The following is a 12,778-nucleotide window of genomic DNA, read 5'->3' as shown; positions in this document are numbered from 1 at the left end:
TTACGTGCGTGCCTGCAGGGTGAATCTACTATGACTTTAATCAGTACCATTGTCCAAAAAGCTTTAAAAACAGGTTATTTAACGGTTGAGGCAGAAGAAATGTTGCGACAGCAGTTGCAGATGACTAAGTACGGTTTAGAAGATTTTGAGGCTTTTATTACTTTACAAAAAGAGGTGATGGAAGGCAGGGTAAGACATCAGGCTTTAGAATTGTTACGAAGTAGCAGATGTTCTGCGACTGCTTGAATTTGGATAAATTGGATAAAAATGTTCAGCATCTTCTGTTTTTATCCCTAACAGTTCGCGACATTAAGACCAAAGAAACCGGGTTTTTTATCCTTACCTTGGGTGAAAACGCGCCTTTTCGTAAAAGAACCCGGTTTATGACCGCCTTTGCGTGCAAGACTACCTAATTAGAAAATCTCGCGCACGGCAGAACTTGACAAAAATACCCAAATCAACAATAATTGTAGATTGTCTGTCTAAATCCTGCTCGGATCAGGTCGAGACATTCCAAAAGCTGGAGAGCAGCCGTCAAAAGTCCATGACTAATGACCAATGACTAACCAGCTACCTGTACGGCAAACCCAACGACTATCCCATGACCTACGCAATTATTGAGACCGGCGGCAAACAATTTCGAGTAGAACCGGGCCGCTTCTACGACATCGAACTGCTTCACGTGGAAGCTGAATCACAAGTCACCATTGACAAAGTATTTCTGATCCAGCACGAAGACGACGTTCATATCGGTCAGCCTCTAGTAGAAAATGCCACAGTCGAAGGAACTGTGCTGCGGCATTTCCGGGGCCGCAAAGTCCTCGTCTACAAGATGAAGCCGAAAAAGAAAACTCGGAAGAAAAAAGGACACCGCCAAGAAACAACTCGGTTTATGATTGACTCTATTACAGTCAATGGTGTTGTTTTGGCCGCGAGAGATTTGTCTCAAGCAGTTGTGGAAACTCCCCAAACTGGCGAAATTGAATCAGAATAAACAATAGTAAATAAAGTTGAGGACATTATGGCCCATAAGAAAGGTACAGGCAGCACACGTAACGGACGCGACTCTAATTCCCAGCGTCTTGGTGTCAAAAAGTACGGCGGTCAAGTTGTCAAAGCTGGCAACATTTTGATTCGTCAACGCGGCACGAAAGTTCACCCCGGTAATAATGTTGGTATCGGCAGAGATGATACTTTGTTTGCTTTGGTTGATGGTGTTGTGACTTTTGAAAGAAAGGGCAAAACTCGCAAGAAACTCAGTGTTTATCCTGTGGTTGCAGCGGCGACTGAAGCTGTGGCTGAAGCTGTCGCAGTTTAATTTTATGCGTTCCTGGGTTTTGCCTGGGAACGTATATAATTGGGGATATGTTTCCTGATTTCATATCTCAATATACCCATATCCTCGACTTCTTAAAGAAGTCGGGGATGTCATGTTTGGTAGAAAATTTTTGTGAGAAATTCGGAATGATTTAACCGCAGAGGCCGCAGAGGAAGAGAAGAGAGAGATGAATCATTTGGATGCCAAGGGATTTGATATGATTCGCTCGCTTTGTGGCTAGCCTCCTCCGACGATTGTGACTACTTCTAGGATGTCACCCTCTTGGATGTTTGTGGTTTCCCAAAATTGTTTGTGCAGGATTTCGCCGTTGTACTCCACAGCTATTAAGCGCGGGTTTAATCCTAGTTGTTCTAGTAATTTTGGTAACGGTGTGTCGATCGCACAATTGCGTTTTTCTCCGTTAACTTCCAGCGCAATTTGATTTGTCATCATTTAAATATTATCAGTTTTTAGAGCTGCCTCGGTACCAAAATTATATTTCAATACGCTTGAATTGAAAAGACTCGCCGGTTTGAACCGCCAGAAAGTAAGACAAAACCCGAACTCAGACGGGTTATATCGGTATACGAAACCCGCCCGACAAATTGCTAATCAACTAAGCTAATAAACTTAGCTTGTCCTTTGCAAAGCTTTCTGGGCTTTCAGATTCTGCATCCGAATCAACTGCGAGATCAAAAACTGCGTGACTAAAGTAGGCTGTTCTGCTTCCATAATCGATCGCACTACGGCAACCCTTTGAGCTCCAGCATTCAATACTTGATCGAGGTTGTTGATATCAATTGAGCCGATCGCAAACCAAGGAACAGGCGACTTATCAGCAGCATACCGCACATAGTCCAAACCCGCCGCCGGCTTATTTGCTTTGGTGGGAGTTTCGTAGACAGGCCCAACTCCAATATAGTCGGCTCCCGCATCAATAGCTCGCTGCATTTCCTCGCCATTGGTAGTCGAACAGCCGATAATCCGTCCCGGGCCGAGCAACCTGCGCGCTTCGGCTACAGGCAAATCTTGCTGCCCTAAGTGTACGCCGTCGGCATCCACTGCGATCGCCAAATCCACGCGATCGTTCACAATCAACAAAGCATCGTAGCGGTGACAAAGTTCGCTCATCTGCCGCGCGTTGGCCAACCTTACCGCATCGTCAGAGGTTTTGTCGCGGTACTGCACCAAAGTCAGCCCGCCTTGCAAAGCAGCTTCCACGACTTGTAACAAATTGTCTCGGGGCGAAGTTACCAGATATAAGTGCGATCGAAGTAACTGCTGGTAGCGCCGGTAAGCCAGCAAATCGCTTTCGAGAGTATACACCCGATAGCGCATCTGCTTAAAAGCCTTGCCCATATTTGGATCGTAAACTTTGCCGTACTCTTCCAGTACCCGCAGAGCTTCTTCCACCCGACAGAAATTCGCCTCCAGTAGCTGCTGAATGCTCGATCGCTGCTCTTCCTGCGGGTGAGTCAACTCCGTCCCCGGATCTGCAGGCGTATCCCTAGCGCTGCGTAATTCGGCCGTGTGCCAAGCCGCCAATTCCTGACGCAGTTGCTTGCACGCCAGGGCCTTTTCGGCATTGTTAAGACCAAACCTGCACCATTCTTCAATAATTCTCAACCCTTCGCGCGCGCGGTCTAGATTTGCATCTAAAATCCGGCAGAGGGCCGGCTGTGCCGGTAAAGTTCTGTTTTGTTTCTCGGTCATTCAGAACCACCTTAATTAAAATTAATCCTACCTTTCAAACTGCTACATTCTCCCACACCGTCAAGATTGTGGCAAAAGCGACCGACCTAATTTTCGCATCAACGGATCTAAATTTGACAAATTTTTAAGTTTTAGGGAATTTCAAAAAAACAAAGCATAATAGATCAAACTCGTATAGAAGTGGAATCGTTAACCTGCATACCACACTTGGAGGAGAGCCGTGAGGTTGACGCACAGTAAAACAAAACATTAACAGCAGAAAACGCCAGCAGGCGGGTGAAATTCAACTGCGATCGCCAAAACCAGACACGAAACAGGGAATGCGAAATTTGACTCAAAGATAAATTGTGTTTTTTTATGTTCCTAAATTCAAAACAGAGCGAGTGCAAAGAAAATCGTAGCTTGCCGGGCCCAACGCCATCGCCAAGGAAAGCTTTAAGTTCTTGCTTGCTGCTCGTCTTTGCCAGCACAGCTTTTTATAGCCCTCAAGCCTCAGTTATCGCTGCGGGTATCCCCCCGGTGCAGCTTCTTTCTCAAGCGCCAGAAAGCAACATTAACATACTCTACGTGAGTTCTAGCGGCGGTAGCGACACAGGAGGTAACGGGAGCGATCGATCGCCATTCAAAACCCTCACTTACGCCTTAAGCGTAGCCCCGCCCAAAACAGCAATTTTACTAGCGCCCGGTACTTACAGCGCTCAAAGCGGCGAAAAATTTCCATTAATGCTCAGGTCAAACGTGACGGTACAGGGAAATCCCAACACTCGCGGCCAGAATATTGTGATCAAAGGCGGAGGAGAATTCCTCAGCCCGACTTCGGCGGGTCAAAACATCGCAATTTTAGGCGCAGACGGGGCGGGACTCAGCGGGGTGACAGTGACAAATACCAACTATCGCGGTTACGCTTTGTGGATCGAATCGAGTTCTCCGACGGTTGTCAACAATACTTTTTCGGGGAGCACTCACGACGGGATTTCGGTAGTGGGAACTGGAAGGCCGACGATTGGCGGCAATGTTTTCTCGAAAAATGGAGCTAACGGGATTACGATTTTTGGCAGTTCCCGGCCGGAAGTTCGAGATAATGTGTTTGAAGACACTGGATTTGGCGTGAATGTAGCGCAGAACGCCTCGCCTTTGCTGATCGGTAACAAAATTACTCGGAATAAGGACGGCGTAGTGGTGCAAGCTGATGCTAGACCGGTGCTGCGTAACAATTATATCGAAGGTAACAAGCGGGACGGAATTGTGGCGATCGCCCGAGCTCTGCCGGATTTGGGAACTGCGGCCGAACCGGGAGGCAATGTCATTCGCAACAACGGTCAGTACGATGTTAACAATGCGGCGAAAGGTCAAGTAATCCCAGCTTACGGCAATCAATTGTTGAGCAATCGCACGACGGGTTCGGTAGATGTGGCTGGAACTTTTAGCCCGCCTGCGCCTATTGCGGGCCGTGGTTTGCTGCTAACGTCCGATCGATCTGCGAGTATTGGCGGCCCTGAAACTTCTCTCCCTGTTTACAATCCGGGGCGGTTAACTCCCCGAGTTGAAAGAGCGCTAATTGCGCCACCACAGCCTGTTTCCATAAGGTCGTCTAACCCTCAGTTGCGGCCAGAAATTGCTCCGATAAATGCCACTGCTGCATCGATTGTTCCAGGGGCGATCGCAATTCCCGTACCAGATCCCGATGCTAGATCTGTTCGAGAAAGTTCAGTAGAGCAACCAATAATTTCGCCCAATTTTGATAGTTCTAGTTCGGTTTCTTCCGAGGGTAAATTGCCGGTTCCTGGCCGCAACATTCCTCTAGGGAGGGGCGGCTACGTACCTGCTATTTTAGGGGGGAATTCTGTAGCAGGTTTGGAGAATTCGCCGTCATTCGATCGAGCTATTGCTTTGGGTTTCCGGTATCGAGTTGTGGTGGATGCCCAGAGTTCCGGCGACAGACAAAAAATACTCTCCTTGGTTCCCGATGCTTTTCGGACTTTTACCAACGGGCGATCGGTAATGCAAGCCGGTGCTTTTCGGGAGCGCGAAAAAGCTGACGAATTGCTCCAAATTCTCACCGTTAACGGTTTGAATGCTCGCATTGAAGATATTAAATGAAATGGGCAGTTTGCAGGTGTTTGTTGTCAGTTGTTTGTTGTCAGTTGGCAGTTGGCAGTTGTTTGTTGTTATATCAATTCGGTTGCATTCCTCATGATGTTGACTGTTAACTGTTGACTGTTGACTGTTGACCCTTCGACTACGCGAGCGGGCGACGCTGTTGACTGTGAATCGAACAACTTAAAATTGCACCGACAGAGGTGGTGATTTGTAAAAATCATTCATGAATTGCCCTCTAATTTATCACCTGACGATGCAGCCGGAAACGATATTATTAATAAGCTGTAGCGTGTGGCGCAAATAAACATTGCATATTCAGGGCGGGCGGGACACCCCACTCATTGTTTTATTGTTTTTTGATATACAGTTTAAATGCCGCAACAGCTTATTAGCTAATGCCAACCACCAACTGCCAACCACCAACTGCCAACCACCAACTGCCAACTGCCAACTGACAACAAACAACTGCACGCAAAATTTTAGGGCCTAGCATATCGGATGCCAGACCCTAAAACATTTGTGAGTTAAATTGATTCAAGTGGGTTTTTAGCTGTGCTGAAATCCAGCAAAACTACTACTAAGGTGTACTTTTTGGCAACTGCTCTGCGGGCGATATAGCTAATAGCGGAGCCTATGCAGACTTCTGTGTTTGACTGCGCGATCGCCATTCTAACTTGTTGACATTCGATTTCTCAAATCGCCTCAAGCTATTTCACAAATCTCGATCGCAAGATCAACCTTGTCTTTGCTAATAAACTATACGATTCAGGCATTGCCTGCGAACTAGAGTCGATCGGGACAAATACTCTAATTTCAAATTTTTTATCCAAGTTTTTTTTGCTTCTTGGTTCTGCCCCTCATGTATTTAACATAACACCAACTTCCGCCATGACAATACTTTCTTTACTAAACTTGACACTTTTTAAGGAAGAAGGAAGAAGGAAGAAGGAAGAAGGAAGAGGGAAGAGGGAAGAGGGAAGAAGGAAGAGGGAAGAGGGAAGAGGGAAGAAGGAAGAGGGAAGAAGGAAGAAGGTATATACAGCAGGCTTTTTAGCGATCCATACTGTATGTTTAATTAGGTTAATGGACTTAACAATTTGTACGATCGCCCGTTAGCCCTAGAAGAGGATCGCGCAACGTGCATATAGCGGTTGTCAACCGTCGTGAGGTATGCCCAATGCCCTGCGCGGGCCAATGCCCGATGCCCTGCGCGGGCCAATGCCCAATGCCCTGCGCGGGCCCATGCCCTGCGCGGGCCCATGCCCTGCGCGGGCCCATGCCCTATGCCCAGCGGCACCTCATCTTTATGAGAAATGCTATATCCGACAGTATTTGCTGGCTTTCAGCGCAGCAGAGCTTCCCAAGTAGCGCGGCCGACAATGCCGTCTGCTGGTAGTTGATATTGTAGCTGAGCAGCCTTGACAGCAGCTTGAGTTTCCGGCCCGAACACGCCGTCAGCACTAACGCGCAAAAATCCCTTCGCCCGCAGTCGTTCTTGCAAATCTCTAACCGCCGGGCCCCGCATCCTTCTTCTCAAAACCGGAAAATTGGTGGGCTGCGGTTGTGGGTTAATCTCTGAGTTTTCTGCCGTTGCAGGATTGTTGGCGATCGGGCTTTCGATCGCCCCAGGAGTCGCAGGAAACAGCCGGTTCCAAGTATCTTGACCGACAATACCGTCTGGGGCGATGCCTGCTGCTTCCTGGAACTGAGACACAGCTTTAGCGGTGCTTTGCGAGAAAATCCCGTCTACACTGTCAGCGTAAAATCCCAACAACGCAAGAGCAGCTTGAAGTTCGCGCACTTCCGAGCCGCGGCTGCCCAATTTGATTGCCGGACGGACGATCGCGCCTGTTTGGGCTGTTTGGGCGATCGGGCTATTATTGTTAGCGGGTTCGGAGGCCGGTAGCTGTGCAGCAGCAGGAGTAGAGGCGATCGAACTTATTGCCAAAAAACCGCACAAACCCCAGCCTAGGGGCCAACTCAGAACCTCGCGAGCTTCATTCCAGCGTGCTGTCTGGTTTCGGGACATGGAAAATTCGACCTCTGTCTGCACAACTCTTGGCGATCGTACATCAAATCTGGCAAAAATTGGACTCTAGCGTTGCGGAGGGATGGGCCCGCGCAGGGCATCGGCCCGCGCAGGGCATCGGCCCGCGCAGGGCATCGGCCCGCGCAGGGCATCGGGCATCGGGCATTTTTGATTCTCAGCGCTTCCCTCCGATCGAAAAATTAATCCCCTGAAATAGCTGCAATTGGCAAAAAAACTGCTAGATTGCCGTAGAGCAAACATTGAATTGCGTTCATTGGGCCACAGCAACACCATGACCGAATCCAGCATCCCCACCAGAACCGCCAGCCAAATAGACATCGGCAATGTCAACATCGGCAACTTCCAAGTCGGCAGCATCAGCGGCAATAAATACAACGACTTCAACGCCAACGGCCGCCCGGATCTCCCAGAAGTGCCAATTCCTAACTGGCAAATCTACCTCGACCTCAACAACAACGATCGACTTGACTTTAACGAACCTTCCACCGTCACCAACGCCCAAGGCAACTACACCTTCGCCAACCTGCCGCCTGGGACTTACCAAGTTAGGGAAGTCCAGCAGCCGAACTTTCGCCAAACTACGCCCAATCCCGCGCCCATCACGATTAACAGCGGGACTTTTGCTGGCAATATTAATTTTGGCAACAACTTCAACGCCGGGACGATCGCCGGGACAAAATTCAACGACATCAACAGCAACGGCAGCCAAGACCCAGGGGAACAGCCCCTAGCAAACTGGCAAATTTATCTCGACCTCAACCGCAACAACAGGCTAGACGGCGGCGAACCTGTTACCTTGACAAACTTTCAAGGCAATTACGCTTTTGTCAATATTCCCGCAGATACATATTTGGTGAGAGAAGTCCAGCAACCGGGTTTTCGCCAAACTACGCCCGACCCTGGCCCGATTAACGTTACTTCCAATGCCAATATCAACAACGTCAATTTTGGCAATGTCTTTTTTGTCGGCAGCATCAGCGGTATTAAGTACAATGACCTGAATGCCAACAGCATCCGAGACGCGACTGACCCGCCTCTGGCTAACTGGCAAATTTATCTCGACCTCAACGGCAACAACAGCCTCGATCCGGGCGAACCGAATACCATCACTAACCCACAAGGTAACTACACTTTTGGCAATGTTTCCCCCGGCCGCTATTTGGTGAGGGAAGTTCAGCAGCCCGGATGGGTTCAGACTACGCCAAATCCAGGGGCGATCGACATTACGGGCAACACTAACGCTGTCGGCGTCAACTTCGGCAACAATTTCCCCACCGGCAGCATCAGCGGTTTCAAGTTCAACGACCTCAACGCTAACGGTATCAACGAACCGACGGAACCGAGAGTTGCCAACTGGCCGATTTACATCGACCTCAACAACAACAACGCTCCCGATCCCAATGAACCTTCGACTTTAACCAACCCCCAAGGCAATTTCTCTTTTATCAACTTGCCCCAAGGCACTTATTTCGTGAGGGAAGTCCCGCAGCCGGGTTTTCGACAAACTACGCCAAGTCCGACTCCGATTACCGTGGGTAACGGCACAAATGCGACTAACCTCAGCTTTGGTAACGTGTTGGTAACGGGGACGATTAGCGGTGTGAAATTTAACGATTTTAATGCCAACGGTCGCCTCGATGCCGGGGAACCGCCGATCGCCAATACCCAAATTTACATCGACCTCAACAACAACAGCAGTCTAGATCCGGGCGAAGCGAGTACCTTGAGCGACAGTCAGGGGAATTACAGTTTCCGCAACGTTCCGGTAGGTAGTTACGTAATCCGGGAAGTTCAGCCTCCGGGCTTCATTCAAACGACTCCGCCTGCGGTGGTTGTTGTCTCGTCAGATGTTCGGGCTAGCAGCATCGATTTGCTGACGGGAGAGGCTGAGGGTCGATCGGCTAAATCTTTGAATGGCGACTCGCTGACGGATGGGGGCAACTCTGCGGGGGCGGAACCGGAGGGTTTGATGCCGGCGGATAACTTGCTTTCGAGCGCTGGTCGTGCTATTTATCCAATTAGTGATTTTTTGGTCGATCGACAAGCGGCGAGTTTAGGCAATCTTCCTAACTTGGTGCAACAGAATGTCGGTCGGGAGCTAAATGCACAAGTGGGTGAATTTGTCAATAAAAACGAATTAATTAATTGGAATCTCGGAAACTCTTTCGTGCCGTCGGGTGCGAGAGATTTGTCGGTGATGTAGGGTGAAAAAAAGCTCGATCGCCGGAATGCCAAACAGCAGATCAAAATCAGGAAGTGGTTAAAGGGCGATCGCGTGATACCGTATTGTTGGCAACCTCCAACACTCAAGCCTGAGTTCCGGCAACTCCGAAGCAGGCTTGTATATTGGATGCAAGATTCAGAGGCTGTAGGATCGATCGTGAGTGAGAAACTATCAGGCAGTTCCCCAACGCCGACCGACATATTTCCAGGCAAAGCAAGTCAGTTCGAGTCCGATCGCTCGATCGGTCTAAAGTTTGTTCAGGTTGGCAATCCCAGAGGCTGCGATCGCCTCTTCACAGCGAACCTTGACAAACCTGAATGATTCAGCCTGACTAGATATCGGGGAGAACACTAAGTCTTAGCCTTTTTAAAGCTCGAAACAGCAAGTACGTAGGGACACAGAAGGCGTGCAAATCTTGAAGAGGTTGCCCTCAAATTGCCAGGGTTCTTCAAAACCTGATATACTTGCCAGCGACAAAGCTTGAGGCATTGTTGTGTGAGATGGGGAACATTACCTCAAGCGCAGACGTATGTAAAATCGAGTGGCAATTGTCAGCGACTAGCAAAAGCTACTCAGCTATTGACAAACCCATACAGTAGTCTGTAATTAACGTGGATTTAGGTGTGAAGGAGAGAAATCATGGCAGATTTAACTAACGAAGAGCGGATTGCCCAGCAATTACAGGTTGGGAATGCAGGCCCGGCAATTTTAGGGATCAAGTTCAATGACTTGAATGCGGATGGGATCAGACAGGCAAATGAACCGGGTCTGGCAAACGTCCCGATTCTCCTCGAACCTGCGGTCGGCAGCAACGGCACATTAGATGCAGGGGATGTCTCCGTACTGACAAACGCCAACGGATCGTTCTCATTCATCAATCTTGTTCCCGGCAACTACGTACTCACAGAAACCACAGTACCCGCAGGTTTCCGTAGTACGACTCCCAATCCCCTCGCTGTAACTGTTGGAAACACAAACGCCAACGTTTTCTTTGGCAACACCCAAGTTGTGGGCAGCCGGATCGTTGGATGCAAATACCTAGACGTAAATGGCGACGGCTTTCGAGACGGGAATGAACCGGGCATTAAAAATGTCAGGATATATCTTGATATAAATGGCAACGGCCAACGCGATGCAGGCGAACCCAACACCCTAACAGACAAAAATGGTGAGTGGTTGTTTGACGTAGCGCCCGGAACCTACAAAGTTCGGGAAGAACGGATCGCATCACAAGTTGATGCAAACGGACTAAGACTTAACAGTCCGACTGCAGAACCTTTAGAAACACAAGATTTCCCCCAAAGCACCCCACCCAACAACATTCCCGTACTCGACGTAACGGTAGCCGCCGGCCAAACCTTTTCCTGCGCTCAAGTTGGTGACACTCCGCTCTATCAAATTGAAATTAACAAATTTCGGGATCTAGACCGCAGCGGCACGCGAAATGTGGTCAGTGGAGTTTTGGAATCCCCCATTCCTAACGTACCCTTCATTTTAGATTTGAACGGGAACGGTCGCTGGGATGGACCCGCCGCTGAACCAGTTGCCATCACCGATGCCAACGGAGTGGCTACTTTTAAAAATTTGCGAGCGGCCAATTATTCAGTTTTGGAAGTTTTTCCCAGAACCTCTCTGAGCGAAGTAGGTGGGCCTAACATTCCCCCCGGCAATCTCAATGCTCCTGTATCAACCACTCCCAACCCCGCTTTGGTTTCTGCACCAGGCCCGCAGGCACGGTTCCAGGCCTCGATCAGCAGAGAGCAACCGCTGTTAGTAGCAGACTCAAGCTATACGCTGAAACCAAACGACCCTAAATTCGTAGACAACAACTTAGACGGCATCCAACAGCCAGGGGAACCTTCTATTGCAGTCACGGGTGTACGACCGATTTTTGCGAACACGCCTTTGGCTTTCCCAGCGACTAACCCCTCACCGGCACTTACCTTTACTCCTGTGGGAGCTAATACTGGCGCTGGAACGAATGCTGGTGTGGGCAACACTCGACCTAATATCACTGTATTCAAATACAATGACCTGAACGGAAACGGTCGCTACGAGCCAATTCAGGGTGAAGCACCTCTTAGCGGTGTTAACGTCTTCATCGACACCAACAATAATGGGGTTGCTGACACCGGAGAACAACAAATACAGACTAATGCCCAAGGAAGAGGAGCATTTACCAACTTGGCGACGGGCAGTTACACCGTGCGAGAAGTCGTACCGGCTGGTTTCTCGCCTTCTACATCTGTTGCCGTTCCCGTGACTCTGAGCACTCAGGACGCTAACGTTACTTTTGCCAACACGCCGAACAGCAACATCACCGGTTGCAAATTCGAGGACTTTAACCTCAACAGCTATCGAGACGGAAATGAACCGGCGATTCCCAACGTTAGCATCTATCTCGATACCAATAACAACGGTGCTTTGGATGCAGGGGAACCCACTACCGTTACCGATCAGTTTGGTCGCTTTGCGTTCAACAATTTGACTCCCGGTACTTACAACCTTCGAGAAGTACCTCCTCCTGGTTTCTTCCAGACTACTCCAGCGCTGAATATTGTTCTGGGGCCCAATCAAACTTTTACCTGCGCTTTGATTGGCAACTCTCGCACCTATGACCTACGGGTTCCTAAATTCCGAGACGACAACCGCAACGGCATACAAGATTCAGGCGAACCGCCCCTGGTCGATATCCCATTTACTCTGGATTTGAACAAGAACGGCCGCTACGATCCGGCAACTGAACCTCTGGTAAGAACGGATGCTAACGGGATTGCTCTATTTCCCAATTTGTTCCCGGCTGCCTACTCGGTTTTGGAAGTCTTCGATCCGAGTGTTCCCAACCCGTTCCCGATCGCAACCGGGCCCAATCCTGTTAGCTTTGACGTGCCAGGCCCCAATACTTCGCCTTCGGTGCCTCTACCAGCGGCAACTCCGCAAAGAGTCGGTCAAAGCATCGATTTGCTGACTGGCGATACGGGTGTTGCGGCTGCTAGCACCGATCCTTTGACTAACGGTGGCGGTTCCGCTGTGGTGCAAGCCAGCAGTGTTGATAGCTTGCTCGCTCCTGAAACTGCTGGCGTAAGTAGCTTTATTGACTTCAACGCTTTGAAAGACGCGGCGGAAGCTTCGATCGTATCGTTTTTAGAAGCTCAGAAGCTTGATGAACCTAAATTAATGTTGGGCGCTCCAACTTCGACTCCGCTGTTTTAAGGTTAGTTTGAGTCTTTAGTTTCAGACTCAGCAATTAGCAGCTAGTTGGTTTAAACTGCACGTCAAAATATAATTTTGGGGTGCAGTTTGCTTTGTTAGGAGTTGTTGAATAAATACCTTTAGGATTTATATTAAGTCCGGGTTTTGGATACCCTTTGTG

The 12,778-nt window shown here is 49.2% G+C and carries 11 protein-coding genes; 8 read left to right on the top strand and 3 right to left on the bottom strand.

From position 1 onward, the window contains the following. Positions 1 to 30: 30 nt before the first annotated feature. From AACV78_RS11975 to rpmA, 3 genes are all read left to right on the top strand, one after another. Positions 31 to 246 carry a hypothetical protein gene (locus AACV78_RS11975; protein WP_194008992.1) on the top strand — a complete coding sequence of 72 codons (216 nt, stop codon included), beginning with the start codon at positions 31 to 33 and terminating at the stop codon, positions 244 to 246. Positions 247 to 601: 355 nt separating this feature from the next. Next, complete coding sequence (gene rplU / locus AACV78_RS11970) at positions 602 to 994, top strand: 50S ribosomal protein L21 (RefSeq protein ID WP_194008993.1); 393 nt, start codon at positions 602 to 604, stop codon at positions 992 to 994. Positions 995 to 1,021: 27 nt separating this feature from the next. Next, positions 1,022 to 1,318 carry a 50S ribosomal protein L27 gene (gene rpmA / locus AACV78_RS11965; protein ID WP_194008994.1) on the top strand — a complete coding sequence of 99 codons (297 nt, stop codon included), beginning with the start codon at positions 1,022 to 1,024 and terminating at the stop codon, positions 1,316 to 1,318. A gap of 237 nt (positions 1,319 to 1,555) precedes the next feature. Here rpmA and thiS read toward each other — a convergent pair whose 3' ends face one another. Then, complete coding sequence (gene thiS / locus AACV78_RS11960; protein ID WP_194009021.1) at positions 1,556 to 1,768, bottom strand: sulfur carrier protein ThiS; 213 nt, start codon at positions 1,766 to 1,768, stop codon at positions 1,556 to 1,558. A gap of 180 nt (positions 1,769 to 1,948) precedes the next feature. Then, complete coding sequence (locus AACV78_RS11955) at positions 1,949 to 3,031, bottom strand: thiamine phosphate synthase (RefSeq protein ID WP_194008995.1); 1,083 nt, start codon at positions 3,029 to 3,031, stop codon at positions 1,949 to 1,951. Positions 3,032 to 3,433: 402 nt separating this feature from the next. Between AACV78_RS11955 and AACV78_RS11950 the strand changes: the two genes are divergently transcribed. Both AACV78_RS11950 and AACV78_RS11945 read left to right on the top strand, forming a co-directional pair. Next, positions 3,434 to 5,131 (top strand): DUF1565 domain-containing protein, encoded by a 1,698-nt coding sequence (locus AACV78_RS11950; RefSeq protein WP_228042201.1) that lies wholly within the window; start codon positions 3,434 to 3,436, stop codon positions 5,129 to 5,131. 888 nt (positions 5,132 to 6,019) lie between these two features. Beyond that, positions 6,020 to 6,247, top strand: coding sequence for a hypothetical protein (locus AACV78_RS11945; protein ID WP_194008996.1), 228 nt, complete (start codon positions 6,020 to 6,022; stop codon positions 6,245 to 6,247). Positions 6,248 to 6,473: 226 nt separating this feature from the next. Here the strand turns inward: AACV78_RS11945 and AACV78_RS11940 are convergent, their stop codons facing one another. After that, a complete protein-coding gene (locus AACV78_RS11940; RefSeq protein ID WP_194008997.1) occupies positions 6,474 to 7,160 on the bottom strand; it encodes a peptidoglycan-binding domain-containing protein in 687 nt (228 codons plus the stop codon). Positions 7,161 to 7,383: 223 nt separating this feature from the next. On the opposite strand from AACV78_RS11940, the gene AACV78_RS11935 reads away from it, so the two are divergent. The 3 genes from AACV78_RS11935 (at position 7,384) to AACV78_RS11925 (ending at position 12,618) form a co-directional block, all read left to right on the top strand. Beyond that, positions 7,384 to 9,384: an SdrD B-like domain-containing protein gene (locus AACV78_RS11935; RefSeq protein ID WP_228042200.1), complete on the top strand. Its 2,001-nt coding sequence runs from the start codon at positions 7,384 to 7,386 to the stop codon at positions 9,382 to 9,384. A gap of 147 nt (positions 9,385 to 9,531) precedes the next feature. Then, complete coding sequence (locus AACV78_RS11930; protein WP_194008998.1) at positions 9,532 to 9,726, top strand: hypothetical protein; 195 nt, start codon at positions 9,532 to 9,534, stop codon at positions 9,724 to 9,726. A gap of 318 nt (positions 9,727 to 10,044) precedes the next feature. Next, the gene (locus tag AACV78_RS11925; protein ID WP_194008999.1) at positions 10,045 to 12,618 is read left to right on the top strand and encodes an MSCRAMM family protein; all 2,574 of its coding nucleotides are present in this window, start codon (positions 10,045 to 10,047) and stop codon (positions 12,616 to 12,618) included. Positions 12,619 to 12,778: the final 160 nt, after the last annotated feature.

The organism is Tychonema sp. LEGE 07196 (assembly GCF_963890365.1).
Lineage (GTDB): Bacteria > Cyanobacteriota > Cyanobacteriia > Cyanobacteriales > Microcoleaceae > Microcoleus.
The sequence above is the reverse complement of the archived record's forward strand: the minus strand, read 5'-3'. Positions and strand labels throughout refer to the sequence as shown.